This is a genomic window from Microbacterium sp. AZCO, assembly GCF_039614715.1.
GTDB lineage: Bacteria > Actinomycetota > Actinomycetes > Actinomycetales > Microbacteriaceae > Microbacterium.
Map to the genome: position 1 here is coordinate 1,183,849 of NZ_CP154857.1, position 22,022 is coordinate 1,205,870.

Annotated in this window: 19 protein-coding genes and 4 tRNA genes; 10 read left to right on the plus strand and 13 right to left on the minus strand. The window is 69.3% G+C overall.

Translation table 11 applies throughout. The annotated features are described in order from the left end of the window. The first annotated feature begins 4 nt into the window (after positions 1 to 4). Positions 5 to 1,465 carry a hypothetical protein gene (locus AAIB33_RS05560; RefSeq protein WP_345802565.1) on the plus strand — a complete coding sequence of 487 codons (1,461 nt, stop codon included), beginning with the start codon at positions 5 to 7 and terminating at the stop codon, positions 1,463 to 1,465. 63 nt (positions 1,466 to 1,528) lie between these two features. Here AAIB33_RS05560 and AAIB33_RS05565 read toward each other — a convergent pair whose 3' ends face one another. From AAIB33_RS05565 to AAIB33_RS05580, 4 genes are read right to left on the minus strand one after another with little or no spacing between them, the layout of a single operon-like run. Further along, the gene (locus tag AAIB33_RS05565; protein WP_345802566.1) at positions 1,529 to 2,452 is read right to left on the minus strand and encodes an alpha/beta fold hydrolase; all 924 of its coding nucleotides are present in this window, start codon (positions 2,450 to 2,452) and stop codon (positions 1,529 to 1,531) included. After that, positions 2,433 to 3,776 carry a cytochrome P450 gene (locus AAIB33_RS05570; RefSeq protein ID WP_345802567.1) on the minus strand — a complete coding sequence of 448 codons (1,344 nt, stop codon included), beginning with the start codon at positions 3,774 to 3,776 and terminating at the stop codon, positions 2,433 to 2,435. Before AAIB33_RS05570 ends, AAIB33_RS05565 begins: the two co-directional genes overlap by 20 nt. Beyond that, entirely contained in the window at positions 3,776 to 4,246 is a 471-nt protein-coding gene (locus AAIB33_RS05575) for a nuclear transport factor 2 family protein (RefSeq protein WP_345802568.1), read from the minus strand. Before AAIB33_RS05575 ends, AAIB33_RS05570 begins: the two co-directional genes overlap by 1 nt. A 26-nt stretch (positions 4,247 to 4,272) precedes the next feature. Then, the gene (locus AAIB33_RS05580; RefSeq protein ID WP_345802569.1) at positions 4,273 to 6,123 is read right to left on the minus strand and encodes a peroxidase family protein; all 1,851 of its coding nucleotides are present in this window, start codon (positions 6,121 to 6,123) and stop codon (positions 4,273 to 4,275) included. Between the two features lie 264 nt (positions 6,124 to 6,387). Between AAIB33_RS05580 and AAIB33_RS05585 the strand changes: the two genes are divergently transcribed. Both AAIB33_RS05585 and AAIB33_RS05590 read left to right on the plus strand, forming a co-directional pair. Next, positions 6,388 to 8,787 carry a GMC family oxidoreductase gene (locus tag AAIB33_RS05585; RefSeq protein ID WP_345802570.1) on the plus strand — a complete coding sequence of 800 codons (2,400 nt, stop codon included), beginning with the start codon at positions 6,388 to 6,390 and terminating at the stop codon, positions 8,785 to 8,787. After that, the gene (locus AAIB33_RS05590) at positions 8,784 to 9,845 is read left to right on the plus strand and encodes an alpha/beta fold hydrolase (protein WP_345802571.1); all 1,062 of its coding nucleotides are present in this window, start codon (positions 8,784 to 8,786) and stop codon (positions 9,843 to 9,845) included. The genes AAIB33_RS05585 and AAIB33_RS05590 overlap by 4 nt, the downstream gene beginning before the upstream one ends. A 4-nt stretch (positions 9,846 to 9,849) precedes the next feature. Here the strand turns inward: AAIB33_RS05590 and AAIB33_RS05595 are convergent, their stop codons facing one another. The 5 genes from AAIB33_RS05595 to AAIB33_RS05615 all read right to left on the minus strand — a co-directional run bounded on the left by AAIB33_RS05595 (position 9,850) and on the right by AAIB33_RS05615 (position 12,137). Further along, the gene (locus AAIB33_RS05595; RefSeq protein WP_345802572.1) at positions 9,850 to 11,094 is read right to left on the minus strand and encodes an Ig-like domain-containing protein; all 1,245 of its coding nucleotides are present in this window, start codon (positions 11,092 to 11,094) and stop codon (positions 9,850 to 9,852) included. Between the two features lie 17 nt (positions 11,095 to 11,111). Beyond that, entirely contained in the window at positions 11,112 to 11,768 is a 657-nt protein-coding gene (locus tag AAIB33_RS05600) for a DNA alkylation repair protein (RefSeq protein WP_345802573.1), read from the minus strand. Positions 11,769 to 11,835: 67 nt separating this feature from the next. After that, positions 11,836 to 11,910 (minus strand) — tRNA-Val (locus AAIB33_RS05605). Between the two features lie 25 nt (positions 11,911 to 11,935). Beyond that, positions 11,936 to 12,009: transfer RNA gene (locus tag AAIB33_RS05610), tRNA-Cys, on the minus strand. Positions 12,010 to 12,064: 55 nt separating this feature from the next. After that, a tRNA-Gly gene (locus tag AAIB33_RS05615) sits at positions 12,065 to 12,137 on the minus strand. A 153-nt stretch (positions 12,138 to 12,290) separates the two neighbouring features. Between AAIB33_RS05615 and AAIB33_RS05620 the strand changes: the two genes are divergently transcribed. Further along, positions 12,291 to 12,363, plus strand: a tRNA-Val gene (locus AAIB33_RS05620). Positions 12,364 to 12,399: 36 nt separating this feature from the next. Here AAIB33_RS05620 and AAIB33_RS05625 read toward each other — a convergent pair. The 3 genes from AAIB33_RS05625 to zapE all read right to left on the minus strand — a co-directional run bounded on the left by AAIB33_RS05625 (position 12,400) and on the right by zapE (position 15,494). Beyond that, positions 12,400 to 12,948 (minus strand): type II toxin-antitoxin system PemK/MazF family toxin, encoded by a 549-nt coding sequence (locus AAIB33_RS05625; RefSeq protein ID WP_345802574.1) that lies wholly within the window; start codon positions 12,946 to 12,948, stop codon positions 12,400 to 12,402. Between the two features lie 74 nt (positions 12,949 to 13,022). Beyond that, positions 13,023 to 14,297 carry an ammonium transporter gene (locus tag AAIB33_RS05630; RefSeq protein ID WP_345802575.1) on the minus strand — a complete coding sequence of 425 codons (1,275 nt, stop codon included), beginning with the start codon at positions 14,295 to 14,297 and terminating at the stop codon, positions 13,023 to 13,025. Between the two features lie 168 nt (positions 14,298 to 14,465). Further along, entirely contained in the window at positions 14,466 to 15,494 is a 1,029-nt protein-coding gene (gene zapE / locus AAIB33_RS05635) for a cell division protein ZapE (RefSeq protein WP_345802576.1), read from the minus strand. A 119-nt stretch (positions 15,495 to 15,613) separates the two neighbouring features. Here zapE and AAIB33_RS05640 point away from each other — a divergent pair, with 119 nt between their 5' ends. Genes AAIB33_RS05640 through AAIB33_RS05650 form a run of 3 tightly spaced genes read left to right on the plus strand, consistent with a single transcriptional unit; the run spans position 15,614 to position 17,731 of the window. After that, positions 15,614 to 16,513, plus strand: a complete 900-nt coding sequence (locus AAIB33_RS05640) for a sulfurtransferase (protein WP_345802577.1) — start codon at positions 15,614 to 15,616, stop codon at positions 16,511 to 16,513. Positions 16,514 to 16,547: 34 nt separating this feature from the next. Next, complete coding sequence (locus tag AAIB33_RS05645) at positions 16,548 to 16,988, plus strand: SufE family protein (protein WP_345802578.1); 441 nt, start codon at positions 16,548 to 16,550, stop codon at positions 16,986 to 16,988. Then, entirely contained in the window at positions 16,988 to 17,731 is a 744-nt protein-coding gene (locus tag AAIB33_RS05650) for a dihydrofolate reductase family protein (RefSeq protein ID WP_345802579.1), read from the plus strand. Before AAIB33_RS05645 ends, AAIB33_RS05650 begins: the two co-directional genes overlap by 1 nt. On the opposite strand, the gene AAIB33_RS05655 is transcribed toward AAIB33_RS05650, so the two are convergent. Next, positions 17,700 to 18,923, minus strand: coding sequence for an alpha/beta fold hydrolase (locus tag AAIB33_RS05655; RefSeq protein ID WP_345802580.1), 1,224 nt, complete (start codon positions 18,921 to 18,923; stop codon positions 17,700 to 17,702). The genes AAIB33_RS05650 and AAIB33_RS05655 overlap by 32 nt on opposite strands. Positions 18,924 to 18,948: 25 nt before the next feature. On the opposite strand from AAIB33_RS05655, the gene AAIB33_RS05660 reads away from it, so the two are divergent. The 3 genes from AAIB33_RS05660 to AAIB33_RS05670 all read left to right on the plus strand — a co-directional run bounded on the left by AAIB33_RS05660 (position 18,949) and on the right by AAIB33_RS05670 (position 22,010). Further along, positions 18,949 to 19,539, plus strand: coding sequence for a DUF3000 domain-containing protein (locus tag AAIB33_RS05660; protein WP_345802581.1), 591 nt, complete (start codon positions 18,949 to 18,951; stop codon positions 19,537 to 19,539). Then, a complete protein-coding gene (locus tag AAIB33_RS05665) occupies positions 19,532 to 20,731 on the plus strand; it encodes a ribonuclease D (protein WP_345802582.1) in 1,200 nt (399 codons plus the stop codon). The genes AAIB33_RS05660 and AAIB33_RS05665 overlap by 8 nt, the downstream gene beginning before the upstream one ends. Before the next feature lie 73 nt (positions 20,732 to 20,804). Continuing rightward, positions 20,805 to 22,010 carry a thiolase family protein gene (locus AAIB33_RS05670; RefSeq protein ID WP_345802583.1) on the plus strand — a complete coding sequence of 402 codons (1,206 nt, stop codon included), beginning with the start codon at positions 20,805 to 20,807 and terminating at the stop codon, positions 22,008 to 22,010. Positions 22,011 to 22,022 lie beyond the last annotated feature (12 nt).

Here is a 22,022-nt window from a genome sequence, read left to right on the forward strand (position 1 = left end):
ACGTATGACCACGATCGACGACTCCGTCTCGCCGGACGCCGAGGCCACCGGCATCCATCCCGCCCTCGCCGACCTCGCGAGCTATCCGTTCCTGTCGGCGCTGACAGACCGGCGGACGCGGCGGATCCCGCGGGGCTTCTCGGTGGACGCCGGGCCGCTCAGTCATGAGAGCCACAACGCGCCCGCTCCCCTGAGCAAGCTCGAGGAGGCGATCCTCATCACGTGCGTCACGGGCATCACGGGCATCACGACCCACGACGGCCCGCTCGTGGAGAAGAACGGCCTTCCCGAGCTCGGCACGCCGTTCCTCAACATCCTCGCGCGCACGGGCAGCAGCGCCGACAACGCGCAGGCCACCTACTTCTTCATGATCAACGACGACGGCATCTTCCTGCTGAAGCCGCCGAAGGGCGCCCGCGCGCTCGAGCTGCTGAAGGACCTCCCGCCCAAGTGGGGCGACTGGTCCGAGGACGACTGGATCACAGCCGCCGCAGAGTGCACGATCCGCATCTCGGACAAGCGGCTCGACTTCCCGCGGGAGTGGCCGTACTACCTGGGCTGGAACAACCAGGCGTCGAACACGCCCGGCACGACGATCTTCTTCCCGGTCGTGGACTGCACCTGGCAGTACATCAACGCGATCATCATCCTGCTGACGGAGCCGGGCGGCATGCGTCCGCTCTTCCTCGACGACTGGCGCAGCTTCCACCCCAAGGGCTTCGTGGAGTGGTTCGCGAAGATCGGCGGCGGCCTCGGCATCAGCCCGAAGATCCCCTACCACCCGATCGGCGGGCTCTCCCGCGTTCGCAGCGGCTACGTCAACAAGGACAGCCAGGCGCCCCTCGGCTTCGGGCACGCGCTGCGCACCGACTACGAGGCGTTCTTCTACTTCCAGAACCTCATGCTGCTCGGCCAGGCGATGGGCCTCGGCGGCTGGATCCACGGCTCGGTCTTCCCGCCGTACATCTGGCAGCAGGACGAGTCGAAGGGGTGGCACGGGCTCGGGTTCCGCCTGGAGGACCCGAAGAAGCACCGCAAGTGGCCGCCGGTGCCGGCCTCCCAGCCGAACCCCGTCGGCATCGACGGGATCCTCGAGGGGCTCACGCCCCCGTACGTGTCGTCGATGGACGAAGCCGTCGATCGCGTCGTCGAGTCGAAGTACAGCGCCGACGGCCCCGCCTACGGCAACGAGGCGGTGTGGTCGAGCCCGTACCGCAACAAGGACGACGCGAAGGCCTTCTTCGAGAAGGGCACGAAGTTCGGCCCCGACGAGATCGCCTACACGAAGGACATCTGCAACTACATCTGGGACACCTACGGGCGCTTCCCCGCGCACGTCGACGCGTTCTACACGCCGGGCATGTGGCTGCAGTTCTCGCATCTGGAGCTCGAGTACTACGACCGGTTCTTCGACCCGCGCCAGTACACGCGCCAGAAGGCGCATGACGGGCTCTGGCACCCCTGATCACGAGTGCGGGCCGGGGATGGATGCCTCGGCCCGCCGCTCGGTCGTGAGCGGCGTTCCTGACTAAAGGTGCGCCGTGAAGAAGGCCGCGACGTCGTCGGCCTGCTTGCTGACGTACTGGTACCCCTCGTAGCGTCCGGCCGAGGGGAAGTGGATGACGCCGAGCGAGTGGGGCGTGAGATCGGAGAACTCCTCCACGATGCTCATCCGGCCCCAGGGATCGCCCGTCCCCTGCACGTACTGCACGACGGTGTCCCCGAGCTTCGGGGCGACGTCGGCGGGGTTGTGCCGGCTCGGCAGCGGCGCCCGCAGGAAGACGTAGAGCAGGTCGGTGCTCTTCGCCGCCATCGGCCCCAGGGGGCCGAGCTCGTCGCGGGAGAAGTTGCGGTTGAACACCGGGAGCCGCGTCGGCTGCACCGCGAGGAAGGCCTTGACGGGCGGTCCGTCGGGGATCGCGTACATGACGGTGTTCGCGCCGGCGGACGTGCCCAGAGCGCCGATGCGATCCGGATCGACGTCGGGGCGCCCGCGCAGATAGCCCAGTGCGCCGTTGAAGTCCCGCGCCTCCCACCGCCCCATCGTGAGCGGCGGCCGCTTTCCGCTCGCGCCGTGGTTCGACAGGTCGAAGAGCAGCACGCTGTACCCGGCGTCGTGCAGAGCCTTCGTCGGCGGCAGGAAGTCGACGTCGCGGTCGACGAACGGCACGCGTCCCGCCGCATTGCCCGCACGGTTCCACAGCCAGCCGTGCACGAACACGACCGCCGGTCCTCGCTCGAGGCCGGACGGGATGAACCAGCCGCGCAGGGGCACGCCGTCGGTGGCCTGGAAGGCGACCTCCTCGAACGCGAGGCCGAGGTCGGCGGGCGTGCGCGTCACCGGCTGACGATCGCCCCACACCATGAGCTTCGTCAGGTGGGTGAGCTTGCGGATGCCGTGCTCGTCGAGCGGCGGCGTGTCGCTGCGCGTGTCAGCCGGCGACGGGGACATGCGCCCGGAACTCCACCCGCAGCCCGCTCGCGGGCAGGGGGAACAGCTCGTTCGTGAGGGTCAGGTCCTGATCGGGGATCGACCAGTCCGCCTTGCGCAGGAGCAGGGTCAGGTAGACCTTGACGGCGACTGTGACGATGTTCTCGCCGGGGCAGCGGTGGTGCGTGGACTGACCGTCGCCGTGCGGCACGTAGCTGCCGGGTGCGAGAGCGGCCTCCCGCTTCGGCGCGAACCGGTCGGGATCGAACCGGTCCGGGTCGGGGAAGACGTCGGGATTGCGCATGTTGATGTGGATGCCGCCGATGGCGCCCCACCCCTTCGGGATGCGGTATCCCCCGACCTCCATGTCTTCCTGCACGCGTCCGAAGAACGTCGCGGAGTTCATCGCGAAGTAGCGGCGGAGCTCCTTCGAGATCTGCTCGAGGTACTCCATCCGCTCGATCTGATCCATCGTGATGGGCCCGTCGGGCGAGATCGCGAGCACCTCGGCGCGAGCCTTCTCCATGATGTCGGGATGCTGACCAAGGATCATGGTCACGAGCGTCAGCGGCACGAAGTACCCGCCCTGCCCCGCGAAGATCAGGTGCCGGATGTCGCCGCGGAGCTTGTCGATCGGCACATCGGCCTCTGTCGCGGCGGTGATCATGCGCGAGACGATGTCGTCGTAGCCGCCGCGCTGATGCTTCTCGAGCGCGTCGCCGATGATCTGGTCCATGCGCTTGCGGCCCGCGATCGCCTTGCCGTACTTCGTCCCCGGGATCGGCAGCGGAAGCGTCATGAACGCCTCGCGCATGTTGGCGAGGTGGTAGTCGAGCTCGGCGGCATGCTCCTCGGTGAGATCGCCGGTGTACAGCGCGCCGGTCAGGCGTGCGGCGAACCGCTGCAGGTCGGCGCGGAGGTTGGCGCCCTCGCCGCTCTCGAGCCACGGGTCGATCGTCCGCTCGAGCAGCGACTGCATCGTCGGCAGATACGACGCGATGGCCGAGCGGAAGCCGACCGCGCGGAGCATGACGGACTTGCGCGTGTGGTGCTCGACGCCGTCGATGAGCGCGAGCGAGTTCAGGAAGATCTGCTCGGCGGAGATGGGGTCGGCGTCGCCGCGGACGATGCGCGCGTCCGTCGCGAAGGTGTGGAACGCCTCGTGGCCCGAGAACACGACGAAGCTGTTGCCGAACAGCCGCGTCTTGAAGATGGGGCCGTACTTCGCGAGCCGGTCCTTGTAGAACCCGTGGTTGTTCTTGATGATGTCGAAGGTCTCCCCCAGCCACGGCATGCCGAAGCGGCCGGGAGGCAGAGGCTTCTGATTCGGGCGGGACTTCGCCATCACTTCTTCCTCTTCTTGGGAAGCAGCTTGGTGACCCACCCGAACCACCGCGACGAGCGGAAGACCCAGTTGATCATCTGCTGGTTCCACTCGTGGAGCCAGTACTCCTTGATGAGGTGGTTCTCGTCGAGGATGAAGATACCCGTCGCACGCCCCTGCAGCGTCTTGATCGGCATCCTGATCTCGTATTTCAGGATGACGGTCGTGAAGATCTCGCCGACCGTGATGTCGAGCACCTCGCCGACGAAGACGCCGTCCTTGATGAACTGCGTGAGCTGCGTGTACAGGCCCACGATGTCGTCGGTCGTGCGGTAGTCGCCGGACATGTAATTCTGGCCCGGGTAGTGGATGACGGCACCGGGGGCGAGCAGCTTGCGGAAGGCCACCATGTCGGCGGCCATCAACACGTCCCAGTACGTGCGGATGAGGGTGATCCGCGCTTCGCGGTCTTCCTCGGTCGTGGTGGTCATGGAACTCCTTGCCGGACGCCGGGGCGTCACTCGTGCTGGCCGGCGGCGGCTGTCGCGGCGCTGGTGGTGGTGCGGGGCGCGCTCACGTTCCAGGGCACGAAGGCGTTCGGCACGCCGTCGAGCGCCTTGTGGAGCTGGGGGAAGTGCCGCAGCAGGACGGTGCGCATGTCGCTGTCCGCGATCCACTGCAGGCCGGTCTTCGTGTAGTACTCCTCCGTGTAGCAGTCGGTGATGAAGCGGTCGCTCTTCAGCCGGCGGCTGGCCATCAGGATGAACACGCGGAACGCCGTGTCGCTGAAGCCGAAGCCCGCAGGCGGCGTCTCGGCGTGCATGCCGACCTGGAGGTCGACCTTCTCGACGTCGCCGTAGATCTCCTCGAGCTCCTTGGCCCAGACCGGGTTGTCGGTGAGCTCCGCGAAGGTCGCGGCGGGCTTGAGGTGCAGCTGGCGGCGGAACTCGTTGTAGCGCGGCACGCCCCGCTCGCGGTCGCGCGTGATGTCGAGCGCCGCGATGTCGAGGCGCACGCCGTCCGGAAGCGTGATGTCCTGCATCCATCGCGGGAAGTTGTGCAGCTGCACTGCGCCCGGGTTCTGGATGCCGAACGAGTACCAGAGGTCCTCCACCTCCTGCGGACCCTCGAGCACCCGCTGCGCGTTCAGGAGGATGATCTCCTTGAAGTCCATCGAGTCCAGCAGCGAATCGTCGTCGAGCGAGCGCACGTCGAGCTGCTCCGGCAGAAGCGGATGCAGGCGGTAGACGGCCGCGAACTCCTCCGTGAGCTGGTACGGCGCGCCGTGGTGATCGTGCGCCGATCCGGGGATGCCGCTGATCACGTCGCTCTTGCTGATGCGGCCGAACTTGCGGTGGAGCTTCTCCTCGGCGAGGCCCCACCAGTTCGCCCGCATCGCGACCTTCAGAACCGGGTGCGCGATGATCGCCGGCGTCCACTCGACAGTGTGGATCTTGGCCAGCAGCGCCGAGTTCACGAGCCGCGCGATGCCGAACAGCTCGTCCTCTGTGAGATGCGGGTGGTTCTTCTTGAGCGCATCGCAGATCGCGTTGTGCTCGAGAGTGAACAGCGTATGTAGCATCCCGAGCCCGACCCACCAGTTCTCGCTGAATCCCGTGAGCGCGACGCCGGAGGCCGGATCGAGCGGAAGCTGTCCGTTCTTGAGCACGAGCTTGCCGTCGACGAAGCTGCGGACGGCCTTCTGCTTGGCCTCCGTGCTGCCGTAGATCGACGAGGCGTCCCACCAGTGCGAGTTGGTGTTGATGTACGTCGGCGGCAGGTGCTTGTCGGCGTCGACGCGTGTGCCGTCCTGCTTCGTGCGCGGGATGCGCATGGGGTCTTCGAACCACTTGTCGCCCTCGGGCAGCGGGATCTCGATGTCGTCGTGGTCCTCACGGCCGTGGGCGAACCAGTCGTGCGTCTGGAACTGGATCCAGGATGCCGCGAGCAGGTTGATCGACGTGGCCGGCGTGAACTCGTCGCGGCGCATCAGCCGCTGACTCACTTCGCGCGGATTCGGGGTGAGCAGCTCCTCCGGCGTGCCCGGCCACGCCTTGTCGAGGGCGACGTTGCGGGCGAAGCGCGTGCCGGTCTTGCCCATATCCGGGTCGCTCAGGTCGTCATAGCCGCCGTCCGCCGTGCGGAAGCGACGTACCGCGTCAGGCGCGTCGGCCAGTGCGACTCCCGGCGTGAGCCCGGCACCGCCGGGCGTGCGGGTGTCGACGAGGTTGTCCTCGCGCAGCTGATCGCGCAGCGCGATCAGGTTGAAGAGCCCGAACACGAACGGAAGCTTGTGCCAGGGCGTGCGCTGATTGACGCGCGAGTACACCCGGATCAACGCGCGCCCGAACACGGATGGTTTGCTCACTGCCGACTCCAATCGCGCAGGACGGCGGTCCCCCAGTGGATCTGCCCTCATCCCAGTGGATCTGCCCGAATCATAGTGAAGGGGAGGATGCCGCGGCCATCATCATTCGTCGCGAACCGCTGCAATCGCCCATCGCGGCGTCCGAACCGGCGGATCCTCGCATGCTCCGGCGGTTATGCGTTGCGGCGCGAGGGTCGCGCTCACTAGCGTGTGGTCTGGTGCGGGCGGGGGCCGGGCGATGGAGCGCGCACGGAAGGGACAGCTGTGGGGGCACAGGTTGAGCACGTCGACGCTGTCGTCGTGGGGTCGGGGTTCGGCGCGTCGGTCTCGGCGTTCCGCCTCGCCGAGGCGGGCCGGTCGGTCGTCGTCCTCGAGCGCGGTCGCGCGTACCCGCCGGGAAGCTTCGCGCGCAATCCGTACGAGATGAGCCGCGCGTTCTGGGAGCCGAAGGACGAGCTGTTCGGGCTCTTCGACATCCGCTCCTTCCGCAAGCTCGAGGGCATCGTGTCGGCGGGGCTGGGCGGAGGATCGCTCATCTACGCCAACGTTCTGCTGCGCAAGGACGAGAAGTGGTTCGTCCACGACTCGCCGCTCCCCGGCGGCGGATACGAGAACTGGCCCATCGGCCGCAACGACCTCGACAAGCACTACGACGCCGTCGAGGCGATGATGACGCCGACGCCGAGCCCCTACCCCGATCTTCCGAAGTCCAAGGCGCTCCGGGATGCCGCCGTGAGCCTCGGGATGCCGAGCTTCGAGCCGCCCCTCGCGGTGACGTTCGCGCCCCGGCCGGGCGCCGCGCCGCAGCCCAAGCAGATGATCGAGGAGCCCGCGTACGGCAACATCCACGGCGCGACGCGTCTGACCTGTCGTCTCTGCGGAGAGTGCGACATCGGCTGCAACGAGGGGTCGAAGAACACGCTCGACCACAACTACCTCTCGGCCGCGGTGGCCAAGGGCGCGGACATCCGCACGCTCGCGGAGGTCTACGGCATCTCGCCGCTGCCCGGCGGCGGCTACGAGGTGCGGTACCGGCAGTACGGCACGGAGGCCGAGGCGGACGGCAAGCGCTCGCGCACCGAGCTCCGGATCACGTGCGATCAGCTCTTCCTCGGCGCCGGCACCTTCGGGACGACGGCCCTCCTGCTTCGCAACCGCGCCAACCTGCCGGCCCTCGGCCGGGCGCTCGGCAGTCGCTTCAGCGGCAACGGCGACCTCATCACGTTCTGCATGGATGCGACGTCGACGTCGGAGGCGGGGCAGATCCGCTTCATCGACCCGACCTACGGACCCGTCATCACGACGGCGATCCGTCAGCCCGACGGCGTCGACGAGGCCGGCCGCGGCCGGGGCTACTACGTGCAGGAGGCGGGATTCCCGGAGTTCGCGAACTGGCTCATCGAGACGTCGCAGGTCACGTCGTCGCTCAAGACGGCGGCGGCCGTCGTGCGCCAGATGGTCGGCAACCGCCTCAGCGGCCGGAACGAATCGACCATCTCGGCCGAAGTCGCCAAGCTGGTCGGCCAGGGGCGCCTCACCTCGAGTTCGCTCCCGCTCCTGGGCATGGGACGCGACACGCCGGATGGGCGCATGACGATCCGCGACGGCGAGCTCGACATCGAGTGGACCACGGCGACGAGCGCGGCGTACTTCGACGCCATGCGCAGCACCATGAAGGACATCACCGAGACGCTCGGCGGCACCTTCCGCGACAACCCGCTGTGGTGGACGAAGCGCGTCATCACGGTGCATCCGCTCGGCGGCAGCCCGATGGGCCGGCACGTGCACGAGGGCGTCGTCGACAACTGGAACGAGTCGTTCGGGCATCCCGACCTCTTCGTCGTGGACGGCTCCGCCGTCCCGGGTCCGGTGGGGCCGAACCCGTCGCTCACGATCGCCGCGATGGCCGACCGGGCGATCGAGCACATCCTCGAGAAGCCGCGCCCCGTGCGCCGTCGCGCGGCAGAGACCGCGCCGGTCGACGCGGACGTCCCGGTGGTCGTCGATCCCGTGCCGGGCCGCAGCATGGAGTTCACCGAGAAGATGAAGGGCTACATCGCTCTCGGTGCGACCGACTCGATGACGGGCTGGCACACGGGGCGGCGGCTCGGGCAGCGATTCATGTTCAGACTCACGATCACGGCTCCCGACGTGGAGCGGTTCGTCTCGAGCGAGGATCACACGGCCGTCGCCGAAGGCTACGTCGAGAGCGACGTGCTCGGCGGGCAGCTGCCCGTGCAGCGCGGCTGGGCCAACCTCTTCGTCGACACCGCGCACGCGCGGACGCGGGAGATGCGGTACCGGCTGTGGTTCAGCGACATCTCGGGCAGCCCCCTGACGATGTACGGCTTCAAGACCGTGCGGGACGACCCCGGCCTCGACGTCTGGAGCGACACCTCGACGCTCTACGTCCGGATCATGAAGGGGCACGTCCCGCCGGGCGAGAACGGCGCGGACGACGGCAGCGGCGAGACGATCGCGGCGGGGATGCTGCGGATCCTCCCGCAGGACTTCGCACGCCAGCTCACGACGTTCCGCGGCGCCGGCCGAGGGCCGCTCGCTTCGATCGGCCGGTTCGGGATGTTCTTCGGCAAGTCGGTCGCCGACGCCTATCTGCCGCCGGCGCCGCCGCGGGAGAGCGCATCCGAGGGGGCGGCGCGATGACGACGACCATCACCGCCGCGCGCCGGGCGCAGGTCGACGAGCACCACTTCATCAAGGCCGACGACGGTGTCCCCCTCACCCTCATCCACGTGCGCGGTCCGGTCGCCCCGACGAAGCCGCCCGTGCTGCTCGTCCACGGCGCGGGCATGCGCGCCGAGTCGTTCCGCCCGCCCGCCATCCGGTCGATCGTCGACGTCCTGCTCGCCGACGGCTGGGATGTCTGGCTCTTCAACTGGCGCGGGTCGACCGACCTCGATGCCCTGCCCTGGACGCTGGACGACGTCGCGCGGTTCGACCATCCCGCCGCCGTGCGGCACATCGTCGCCGAGACCGGCGCCGACTCGATCAAGGCGATCGCGCACTGCCAGGGCTCGACGAGCCTGAGCATGGCGGTCGTCGCGGGTCTCGTGCCGCAGATCGACACCGTCGTCTCGAACGGGGTGTCGCTGCATCCCGTCGTCCCCCGGTTCACCAAGGTCAAGCTGCACATGCTCCGCCCGCTCTTCCAGCGAGGCCAGCCGTACGTGGACGTCGCGTGGGGCGACGGGCCAGAGAAGGGCGTGCACCTCGTGACGCGCTCCGCCGTGCGGCTCTGGCACGTCGAGTGCAGCAATCCGGCGTGCAACATGGCCAGCTTCGCCCTCGGATCGGGGCATCCCGCGATCTGGCGGCACCGCAACCTCGATCGCGAGACGCACGAGTGGCTCGCGACGGAATTCGGCAAGATCCCCCTCGCGATGTACGCCCAGATCGCGAAGTCGGAGCGCGCCGGACAGGTCGTCGCGTTCCAGCCCGTGGACGGGATGCCTGCTCGGTACGCGAGTGCGGCCCCGCGATCGACGGCGCGCTTCGCGCTCTTCACGGGTGCGGAGAACCACGCGTTCCTTCCGCAGAGCCAGCGGGCCACCCACGCATACCTCGAACGCCACCAGCCGGGCCGCCACACGCTCCACGTCATCCCCGGGTACGGCCACGCCGACGTGTTCGTCGGGCATCGAGCGCACCTCGACGTCTTCCCCGCGATCATGGCGGAGCTCAACCGCCCCTCGGGAGCCTGAGCCGTCAGAGCAGGATGCGAACCTGCCGGGTAGGGCTCGTCGAGCCCAGCAGCCGTTCGGAGCCGCCGAAGACGGCGACCACGGTGTGGGGACCTCTGCTCAGCGCGGGCAACCGGAGGACTGCGGAGGCGGAGCCGGTTCCCACGACCGTCGTCGCGGGTCCGCTTCTGCCGTCGACGATGAGCGTGACGGTGCCGTCGACCTGACCGCCCGCGGGATCCGTGACGACCACGCGGGCGTTGACGGCTGTCCGCGAGGTGAGCGCGTAGCGCCGATCGAGGGTGAGCGCCGTCGTCGTGGCCTGCTTCTCCGCTACGACGAAGGAGTGGTTCCACAGGCGCGTCAGCACCTGGTCCGCTGACGTCGCGCCGCCGGACACCGTCGAGGTCGACTCGACGAACACCCTGAGCCGGTCGCCGGGTGCGGCGGCGATGCCGCTCGGGATGGTGAGACCCAGCACGGACCCGTCCGACGTCGCGGACACCTGCTCGGCGGGCACCGTCCCGCCCGAAGACCCTTCGATCCGGGCCTCGAGGCGAACGGCGGATCCGAGAGGGAACCAGATGCCCGCCGATCCCCGGATGCGGATGCGCTCACCCGGAGCGATCGCGATGTCGTCCGGCGCGCAGCATCCGTCGAGGGGGTCGCGTTCGGTGATTCTCGTCGCCTTCTCCGCAGAGTGATTCAGCGTCAGCTCAGCGGGGGCGCCGGCGTCACCCACGAGGGTCCACCTCGCCTCGGATCGGGATTCCATCTGAGTCACGCAGGACGCGGTATACAGCGCACCGTCATCGGAGATCGCGCCGGCCGGCACGTCCAGTCCGTGGTCGGTCGACCACCAGTCGTCCTCCCAGAGGCGCTCAGCGATCGTCGTGCCATCGCTTGCGACCAGCTTGCAGAACATCTCGGGGCCGGCCGGTCCGAAAGGCGGATCGAACAGGATCCTCGTCGTGTCCGATCCGATCGTGAGGAGACGACTCGGTGGTGATGGTGCGCCGTACTCGAAAATGAAGCTCGAGTCGCCGGAGTTCCCGGCGGGCAGGTCGATGGCGGGGACGGTCGGCGGCGCGGCGTTCGCGGTCGCGGCACTGCCTGCAACCAGGGCGATGGTCGTTGCGGCTGCGGCGAGCGAGACGCCCCAGCGGTGGCCGGGTGTCATGCGGACTCCCTGCGGTCGGCGGATCCGGTCAGAAGAGTGGAGCGTCTGGCCCAGTATGCCTCGCGGCTCGGCCGTCGACCAAGGGGTCATGAATTCTATGACCGCTGTCAGAGGTGCTTGAGCGCCTCGCGGGTGCTGAGCGGGCTCAGCTCGTGCGTGGAGACGAAACGGCGCACCCACTCGGGCTGCACGCGCGCGTACTCGCGCAGCGCCCAGCCGATCGCCTTGCGGATGAAGAACTCCCGGTCGGCTGTGTTCGGCTCGATGACGTCCGTGAGGAGAACGGGGTCGACGCGGTCGCGGCGGCCCAGCTGCGAGATGATCGCGACGCGCCGTATCCAGAAGTCGTCGTCACAACTCCATCGGCGCAGCAGTCCCGCCGTCTCCTCGGGCCGCTCGTCGAGCGCGTCGGCGAACCGGTGCGCCAGCTCGTCGGTGATGTCCCACCACTGCCCCGTGCGCACCATGTGCTCTGCGAGCGGGAGCACGGCCGGTTCCCCCTTCAGCGGCCGAAGTGCGAGCACGTGCATGGCCGCGTAGCGCTCTTCTCGATGGGATGCCCCGTCCCACAGTTCCCGCGCCGCCGCGAGCAGCGGCCCGGCATCCGTCTCGCCCGTGAACGCTGCGCGCGTGAGACGCCGCACCTCCGGCAGCGAAACGCCGTAGAAGGGCATGGTCGACTTCATGTACGCCTGCTGACCAGGAGCGCGCGCGGGGTCGCCCGCAGCGCGGAGCCGCGCGCGGATGTCCTCGACCGGGGTCACGCGGCAACCCTAGCCGTCGACGCGGCGCTGAGAAACGAAAAACCCCCGGCGAGCCGGGGGTTTCGGGTGGTGCGCGATACTGGGATCGAACCAGTGACCTCTTCCGTGTCAGGGAAGCGCGCTACCGCTGCGCCAATCGCGCCTAAAAGGCTGTTCAGTTAGAGGAGTGGAGGTGGCGACGGGATTCGAACCCGTGTAAACGGCTTTGCAGGCCGGTGCCTAGCCGCTCGGCCACGCCACCGCGTGTGGTTTGACCCCACGTGCCGTGACTCCCCTGAAGGGAATCCCTGCACTCGAGCGGATGACGAGACTCGAACTCGCGACCCTCACCTTGGCAAGGTGATGCGCTACCAACTGCGCTACATCCGCATTTCGTTCCCGGGATTCTCACCCGGGCACTTGAAAGACTCTATCCGATCCCCGCGCAGGTGCAAAACCGAGCGACCCCCGCGCGTGTCTTGCCGGCGATTCGTGGGACCCCGTCGCATCTAGTAGGATCATGACTCGGCCCCCACGGGCCACGGGCGATTGGCGCAGTTGGTAGCGCGCTTCCTTCACACGGAAGAGGTCATCAGTTCGAGTCTGGTATCGCCCACAGAAACCGAAAGCCCGGGCATCACCCGGGCTTTCGTCATCTCTCCCCCACGGTCCACCCGTAGCGCCGATGCAGCGCGTCCGCGACGATCGTGAACCTCTTCCGATCGAGGGCGGATGCCTCGCGGCGCATGCCGTCGGCATGCACGCTGTACAGCTGCTCGATGTCGACCCAGGAGGGGCGGCCCTTCGTGTCCCAGGGCCCGGAGCCGAGTGCGAGGAAGTCGCGGTCGCCGTCGTGCGATTTGCTCGTGAGTCGCACGGCGTACACGCGATCCGCGCTCTGCCTGCCGATGACGAGCACGGGCCGGTCCTTGCCGCGCCCGTCGTTCTCGGCGTAGGGCACCCACGTCCACACGATCTCCCCGGCATCCGGGTCGCCGTCGTGATCGGGCGCGTACGTGATCCTGAGACCGCCCGCGGGCGGGGGTGCGACGGCCGTCGTCGCGGCGGTCCCCGATCGTCCGGCCACGTCATGGGCCGGTGCGGCGGGGGCGGGTGCTGCGCGCTCGTGAGGCGTCGACGGCGTGCGAGAAGGCGTCAGGAGGCTCTTCAGGGCGCCCAGCAGGCTGCGACGAGGGCTCATGACCTCACACCCTAACCGGACGCGCGAGAGGGGCGCCGCGCGATGCGCGACGCCCCTCCCCTGCCGTATGCGGATCAGCCGCGGGCGTCGGTGAGGACGTAGCCCTCCTCGCCGTGCACGACCGTGTCGATGCCGGCGATCTCGTCCTCGTTCTTGACGCGGAAGCCGATCGTCTTCTGGATGATCCAGCCGATGGCGTACGCGAGCACGAACGAGTAGATCAGCACGGAGAAGGCGGCGATAGCCTGCACCATCAGCTGCGTGAAGCTGCCGCTGTAGATGAGGCCCGTGTTGTTGGCGAAGAAGCCGAGGAAGAGCGTTCCGATGAGACCGCCGACGAGGTGGACGCCCACGACGTCGAGCGAGTCGTCGAAGCCCCACTTGAACTTCAGGTCGATCGCGAGCGCGCACACCGCGCCGGCGATGAAGCCGAGCAGGATCGCCCACACCGGCAGCAGCGACGCACACGCCGGGGTGATGGCGACGAGGCCCGCGACGGCGCCCGAGGCGGCACCGACGGACGTCGGCTTGCCGTCGCGGATCTTCTCGACGACCAGCCACGCGAGCAGCGCCGCGGCAGGGGCGGCGATTGTGTTGACGAACGCGATCGCGGCGGTGTTGTCGGCGGCGAGCTCGGAGCCGGCGTTGAAGCCGAACCAGCCGAACCACAGCAGACCCGCGCCGAGCAGGACGAACGGCGGGTTGTGGGGAACCTGGATGCCCTTCTGGAAGCCGACGCGCTTGCCCAGGACGAGGGCGAGGGCGAGGGCTGCGGCACCGGCGTTGATGTGCACCGCCGTGCCGCCCGCGAAGTCGATCGCACCGACTCCGAACCAGGTCTGCATGCCGTAGGTGATCCAGCCGCCGTACGAGAAGCTGCCGTCGTCGGCGAGGCCGAAGTTGAAGACCCAGCTCGCGACCGGGAAGTAGACGATCGTCGCCCAGACGGCCGCGAAGATCATCCACGCGCCGAACTTGGCCCGGTCGGCGATGGCGCCGGAGACCAGGGCGACGGTGATGATCGCGAACGTGGCCTGGAAGGCTACGAAGGCGAGCGGCGGGTACGCGGCGCCGTCAGGAGCCTCGAGCAGGCTGGACAGCCCGAACTCCGCCGGGTCGATCGTCCACGGGAACTGGATCTGACCGACCGCGGTCGACGGGAATGCGATCGCGTAGCCGTAGAGCACCCAGAGCACCCCGATGAGACCCATCGCGCCGAAGCTCAGCATCATCATGCTGATCACGCTCTTGGCCTTCACGAGTCCGCCGTAGAAGAACGCCAGGCCGGGCGTCATCAGGAGAACCAGTGCGGCTGCTATGAGGATGAATGCGGTGTTGCCTTGATCCATCTCGGGAGGAACCTCTCTGCAGGGACGCAGGAAATCAGCGTCGGGTCCGCCCATTCTGACGAGCGCCGGTTACCGCGGCTTGGGGACGCTGTTTCGCATCGGTTACGCGAGGAGGCTGTGTGTAAACATCAGGTTTCCGGATGCCGCGAGTCGGCTACGGAACCGGTCTCACTCGTGCGTGAGCGCGACCAGACGCGAGATGGCCCGCAGGTACTTCTTGCGGTAGCCGCCGTGCAGCATCTCCTCGCCGAACACGAGGTCGAGCGAGGTGCCGGTGGCCCGGATCGGGATCTGCGCGTCGTAGGCGCGGTCGACGAAGGCGACGAACCGCAGCGCTGCGGACTGGTCGTCGAGCTCGACGACGTCGCGGAGGCCGATCCCGGCGAGTCCGTCGATGAGCCGGATGTAGCGGCTCGGATGCACGTGGGCGAGGTGCTCGACGAAGCGCGGGAAGGCGTCGTCGGACACGAGGCCGCGCGTCGAGGCATCCATCGTCGTCCGCTCGTACTCCGCGGGCGTCAGCACGGCGGCATGCCCGTCGATCGCTCGCTGGCGGTAGTCGGTGCCGTCGATGCGGATGGTCTGGAAGTTGGCGGCCATCGCGTGGATCTCGCGGAGGAAGTCCTGCGCCGCGAAGCGGCCTTCCCCGAGCGCGTTCGGCGGGGTGTTGGATGTCGCGGCCATGCGGGTGCCGCCCGAGACGAGCTCGCCGAGGAGCCGCGTCATGACCATCGTGTCGCCCGGGTCGTCGAGCTCGAACTCGTCGATGCAGAGGAGGTCGGCGCCGCGGAAGAGCTCGACGGTGTTCTGGTAGCCGAGTGCTCCGACGAGCGCCGTGTACTCGATGAACGATCCGAAGTACTTCCGTCGTGCCGGTAGCGCGTGGTAGATCGACGCCAGGAGGTGCGTCTTCCCGACGCCGAAGCCGCCGTCGAGGTACACGCCGGGCTTCACCTCGGGCCCCTTCTTGGCGCGGCGGAAGAAGCCGCCCTTCGCCGCCGGCTGGCCGAGGCCGGAGAAGGTCATGAGCAGATCCTTCGCCTCCTGCTGGGAGGGGAAGGCGGGGTCGGCGCGGTAGGAGTCGAACGTCGCGCCGTCGAACTGCGGCGGGGGCACGAGCGCCGCCACCATCTCGGCACCCGACACCTGCGGCGTGCGCTCCGTCAGGTGCACGATTCCGGCAGCCGTGGTGGTCATCTCGTCCTGTGTCGCCGTCTTACAAGGGTGGTGCGCCGCCCTGTGCGGGAATCTAGGGTCGAGGAGCGCGGTTCAACCCTACGCCGTCGCAGTGCACGCCCCGACCCGAGGAGCATCCCGTGTCCGTCGAGTTCGACACCTCGTCCGCCAAGTTCGCCGACTACTCCGATCCCGGACGGCTCGTGACCGGCGAGTGGCTCGAACAGCGGCTCGGACAGCCGGGTCTCGTGGTCGTCGAGTCCGACGAGGACGTGCTGCTCTACGAGACGGGCCACATCCCGGGCGCCGTCAAGGTCGACTGGCACACCGAGCTGAACGACCCGGTCGTGCGCGACTACGTCGACGGCGCGGGCTTCGCCGAGCTGCTGAGCCGCAAGGGCATCTCGCGCGACGACACCGTCGTCATCTACGGCGACAAGAACAACTGGTGGGCCGCGTACGCCCTCTGGGTGTTCTCGCTCTTCGGACACGAGGACGTCCGCCTGCTCGACGGCGGACGCGACAAGTGGATCTCCGAGGGGCGTCCGCTCACGACCGAGCCGGCCGGCCGAGAGGCGACGGAGTATCCGGTCGTCGAGCGCGACGACTCGACGCTGCGCGCGTACAAGGAGGACGTCCTCGCGCACCTCGGCAAGCCCCTCATCGACGTCCGCTCGCCCGAGGAGTACAACGGCTCCCGCACGTCGGCACCCGCCTACCCCGAAGAGGGCGCGCTGCGCGCGGGACACATCCCCACTGCGCAGAGCGTGCCGTGGGCGCGTGCCGTCGCCGCGGACGGCGGCTTCAAGCCTCGCGCCGAGCTCGACGCCATCTATCGCGGCGACGCGGGCCTGAAGGACGACGACGAGATCGTGGCCTATTGCCGCATCGGCGAGCGCTCGAGCCACACGTGGTTCGTGCTGCACCACCTGCTCGGCTTCGACAGCGTCCGCAACTACGACGGCTCCTGGACCGAGTGGGGCAGCGCCGTGCGCGTGCCGATCGTCACCGGCGACGAGCCGGGGGCACTCCCGGCCTGAGCCCGCGGCATCCCGGCGTGGGAGGATGGGAGCGATGACTGAGATCGCTCTTCCCGCGTCGCTCGCCGACATCCGCGAGGAGTTCCTCGAGCTGCCCGAGTCCGATCGGCTGCAGCTGCTCCTCGAGTTCTCGAACGAGCTGCCCGCCGTGCCCGCTGAGTACGACGGACACCCCGAGCTCGCCGAGCGCGTCGCCGAGTGCCAGTCGCCGGTCTACATCATCCTCGATGTCGACGCCGACGGCGTGGTCGCGATGCACGCGACAGCGCCCGCGGAGGCACCCACGACGCGCGGATTCGCCAGCATCCTGGTGCAGGGCCTCACCGGCCTCACGGCCGACGAGGTGCTGGCCGTGCCCGACGACTTCCCGCAGAGCATCGGCCTGACCCGCGCGGTCTCCCCCCTGCGCATCGCGGGGATGACGGGCATGCTGATGCGCGCGAAGCGGCAGGTGCGAACGAAGCTCGCGGCCTGATGACCGACGGCTCCCCCGCCGCCGCGGGCGTCGTCACGGAGGTCGTCCCGCGCACGCTCGCGACAGCCGAGGTCCGGTCTCCGGGAACGCATGCCTGGATGGCCGAGCGATATCGGCCGCCGACCCCTGACTACGTGCGCCTCAACCTCATCACGACCGTCACGGGCGCGACGGCAGGAGCCGACGGGACGAGCGAGACGATCACGTCGCGTACCGACCGCTACGTCCTCGGCGCGATCCGCCGCGCGGCGGACGTCGTAGTCGTCGGCGCCGAGACGGTCCGCGCCGAGGGCTACCTGCTGCCCAAGACCGCGCGACTGGCGATCGTGACGTCGACGGGCGACCTGGCGGGGCGCCTGCGCACGCAGGGTCGCGAAGACCGGCCGCCGGCGATCGTCCTGTGTCCTGCGACGCGCGTCGAGACGGTGCGGCATGCGGTTCGGGATGCCGCGGCCGAGGTCTGGGCGGTGCCCACGGACTCCGACCGGCTCTCCCCCGCCGCCATCGTCGCGACGCTCCGCGCGCACGGCCTCCGCGGGATCGTGTGCGAAGGCGGTCCGGCCCTCGCGACGCAGTTCGTGGATGCCGCCGTCGTCGACGAGATCTGCGTGACCGTGTCACCCGTGCTCGAGCGGTCGGGGCATCCCTTCGTCAGCCCGGCCGAGCGCACGGAATCGACGGTGGCGGGGATGCTGGTCGACGACGCGGGGTTCAGCTATCTGCGTCTGCGCCCGCGGGGATGAGGTCGTGCCGCGACAGCCAGGACCGGATGCTCCGGCTCCAGCGCTCCTGGTCGTAGTTCCACAGCTTCGTGTGGCGGGCGACCTCGAAGACCTGCATCTCGACGAGGTCGGGGCGGCGCACGACGAGATCGTGCGATGCGTCGGACGGCACGAATCCGTCGTCGTCGCTGTGCAGGATGAGGATGGGATGCCGGAGCTCATCGGCGCGCGAGACGACGTCGAGACGGTCGAACGGGATCGCGCTTCCCGTGCGGGTGAGGGGCGTCGCCCATTCGGACTGCAGGGCGCCGATCGCCAGGTCGGTGACGGCGTGCGGGATGCGCAGGAGCTTGGCCTGGTAGTCGAGCACGACCCGCCAGTCGACGACCGGAGACTCGAGCACGAGCCCTGCGATGAGCTCGCCGTGCGCCGAGTTGAGAGCGACCTGCAGCGCGATCGCCCCGCCCATCGACCACCCCATGAGGATGATGCGACGGGCGCCGCGGCGTCGGGCGAAGCCGATGGCGGCGTCGACGTCGCGCCACTCCGTCGCGCCCAGGGCGTAGGTGCCCGTGCGGCTGCGCGGCGCCTCGCCGTCGTTGCGGTACGAGACGACGAGCGACGTGATGCCCGCGGCATGGAAGAGCGGCACGGCGCGCAGGCACTCCTGGCGATTCGTGCCGCGCCCGTGGATCTGGATGACCCAGGTGTCGGTGGGCTCGACCGCCGGGAAGAGCCACGCGGGGCACGGCCCGACGGACGATCCGATGAGCTCCGGCGTGAAGGGAAGGTGCAGCTCGCCCGGCTGCGCGTAGTACCAGCCGCTGAAGGCCGCCTCCGCTGCGAGCTGAGACGTCGGCGGCACGTGGGTCAGCAGCTTGCGCTTCACGGTTCCGTCGTCCTGGCCGAGCACCGATCCGAGCTTCACGTACGACGCGGTTCCCGTCGTGAACAGGCCGTACCGGCCGGGCAGCTCGGTGTCGGGCGTCCGCGAGAGGGTGATGGTCTGCGCCGCCGTGTCGAGGTCGACGATGGTGATGTCGGCGCGTCGACGAGCGGGCGTCACGACCTCGCGCGCGATGCGGACCGACAGGAGGCCCAGGACGGTCAGAACGCCGGTCAACGCGAGGCTCAGGGTCACGAGAGCCGCGCGGATGCCGGCGATCAGGGCGGGGGTAGCGCCACGCGTCGCGGCGCGCCTGGGAGTGACCATCGAGCCCTCACTCTAGTCTGTCCGCGTGGCTGAGCTTCGACCCCCGGCGCCGCCGCCGTCGTTCGAGCGCGCGGCCGCCGACGTGCGCGACACGGCCTTCCGCGACGACCTCGTCGTGCGGGAGATCCCGTCGCCATCCGGGCTCGCGCCGCACGCACTCGCACTGGCCGGAGACGTGCGTCCCGACGATCGGGGCCAGGACTCGGCGTACGGTACAGGTAGATTCATCCTCCTTCACGACGAGGACGAGCCGGCTGCATGGGAAGGAGCGTGGCGCATCGTGTGCTTCGCCCAGGCGCCGCTGGAGCCGGAGATCGGCATCGACCCCATGCTCGCCGATGTGGCGTGGTCGTGGCTGATCGATGCCCTGGACTCCCGCGGAGCGGCCTATCACGCGGCGTCCGGCACCGCGACGAAGACGCTCTCGAAGGGCTTCGGGTCGCTCGCGGCCGAGGGCGACGGGGCGCAGATCGAGCTGCGCGCCTCGTGGTCGCCCGCCGGGCCCATCGGACCCCACGTGCAGGCGTGGGGCGAGCTCGTCTGCATGCTCGCCGGGCTCCCGCCCGGGTCGGAAGGGATCCCCGTCATCGGAGCAGGCAGGTCCCCGCGTGGCTGAGTACGACGTCATCGACGACCTCGCGGGACTCGAGGCCGCGGCATCCCGCCTCGCTCGAGGCACGGGGCCCGTGGCCGTCGACGTCGAGCGCGCCTCCGGCTTCCGCTACTCGCAGCGCGCCTACCTCGTGCAGGTGTTCCGTCGCGATTCGGGCATCTTCCTCTTCGACCCGCCCGCGATCGGCGACTTCTCCGCGCTGCAGGCGGCGATCGGCGATGCGGAATGGGTCTTCCACGCCGCGAGCCAGGACCTTCCGTCGCTGCGGGAGCTGGATCTTGTGCCGTCCTCGATCTTCGACACCGAGCTCGCGTCCCGCCTCCTCGGCCGCGAGCGCGTCGGCCTCGGCGCCGTCGTGGAGGAGACGCTCGGCATCAGCCTCGCGAAGGCGCATTCGGCGTCGGACTGGTCGCAGCGGCCTCTCCCCCAGGACTGGCTCGAGTACGCCGCCCTCGACGTCGAGCACCTCGTCGACGTGCGCGACGTGCTCGCCGGCGAACTCGACGCGCAGGGCAAGCGGGGCTTCGCCGAGGAGGAGTTCCAAGCCGTGCTCGACCGGCTGCCCAAGCCCCCGCGTGAGGAGCCGTGGCGCCGCCTGAGCGGCCTGCACACCGTGCGCGGGCGGCGGAACCTCGCCATCGCGCGCGCCCTGTGGACGGCCCGCGAGGACTTCGCCCGTGAGGAGGACGTCTCGCCGGGTCGCCTGGTCCCCGACCGGGCACTCGTCGCCGCGGTGCTCGCCGACCCCAAGAGCAAGCAGGATCTCGCGCGCGTCAAGGAGTTCACGGGCCGCGCCAGCCGCACGCAGCTGGACCGCTGGTGGGCCGCGATCGAAGCGGGCCGCGCCACGACCGAGCTTCCCAACGATCGGGCGACGGGCGGGGACTCCCTGCCTCCGCCGCGCGCCTGGAGCGACCGCAACCCGGCCGCCGACGCGCGACTCAAGACGGCGCGACCTCGCGTCGAGGAGCGGGCGGAGCAGCTCTCCATGCCCGTCGAGAACCTCCTGACTCCCGAGCTCCTGCGGCGTGTGGCCTGGGCTCCGCCCGAGCCCGTGACCGCGGCATCCATCGGCGAAGCCCTCGCCGAGCTGGGCGCGCGGGCCTGGCAGATTGAGCAAACCTCACAGGTGATCGCCGATGCCTTTGTGGTTTCCGTGCAAGCTCCCGCGGAGGCCTCGGAAACCGCTTCGTAGGTTTCCGCCACCCGATTCTTCGGCCGCGGAGGCCCTTCCTAGGCTGGCGGCATCCCTACTTTCTGGAGGCAGAGTGGCCGAGATTTCGGACGTCTTCTTCGTCGACGGCATGCGCACCCCGTTCGGGCGCGCCGGCGAAAAAGGCATGTACTGGAACACCCGTGCCGATGACCTCGCCGTCAAGGCGACCATCGGACTCATGGAGCGGAACCCCGGAGTTCCCAAGGACCGCATCGACGATGTCGCGATCGCCGCGACGTCGCAGACGGGCGATCAGGGCCTCACCCTGGGCCGGTCGGTCGCGATCCTCGCGGGCCTGCCGCAGACCGTGCCGGGCTTCGCGATCGACCGCATGTGCGCGGGTGCGATGACGAGCGTCACGACCATGGCGGGCTCGATCGGCGTCGGCATGTACGACATCGCCCTGGCGGGCGGCGTCGAGCACATGGGCCACCACCCCATCGGCGGAAACGCCGACCCGAACCCGCGCTTCGTGGCGGAGCGCATGGTCGATCCCGGCGCCCTCAACATGGGCGTCACGGCGGAGCGCATCTTCGACCGCTTCCCGCACCTCACCAAGGAGCGCTCGGACCGCTACGGCATGCTCAGCCAGCACAAGGTGCAGGCCGCCTACGACGCGGGCAAGATCCAGCCCGACCTCGTGCCGGTCGCGACCAAGGGCGCCGACGGCGCCTGGGGACTGGCGACCGAGGACGAGGGCCGTCGCCCGCAGACGACGATGGAGGATCTGGCCGCCCTCAAGACCCCGTTCCGTCCGCACGGCCGCGTCACGGCCGGCACGTCGTCGCCCCTCACCGATGGCGCGACGATGTCGCTCCTCGCCGGCGGCGGAGCCGTCAAGGAGCTCGGGCTCGCGCCCAAGATGAAGCTCGTTTCGTTCGCCTTCGCCGGCGTCCAGCCCGAGATCATGGGCATCGGCCCGATCCCCTCGACCGAGAAGGCCCTCAGGAAGGCCGGCCTCACGATCGACGACATCGGCCTGTTCGAACTGAACGAGGCCTTCGCGATCCAGGTCATCTCGCTGCTCGACCACTTCGGGATCGCCGACGACGACCCGCGCGTCAACCCGTGGGGCGGCGCCATCGCGTTCGGCCACCCGCTCGCCGCCTCCGGCGTGCGACTCATGATCCAGCTCGCGGCCCACTTCGCCGAGCGTCCCGACGTCCGCTACGGCCTCACCGCGATGTGCGTCGGCCTCGGACAGGGCGGCTCGGTCATCTGGGAGAACCCGCACTACGACGGCAAGAAGCGCAAGTAAGGGGCCCTCGCG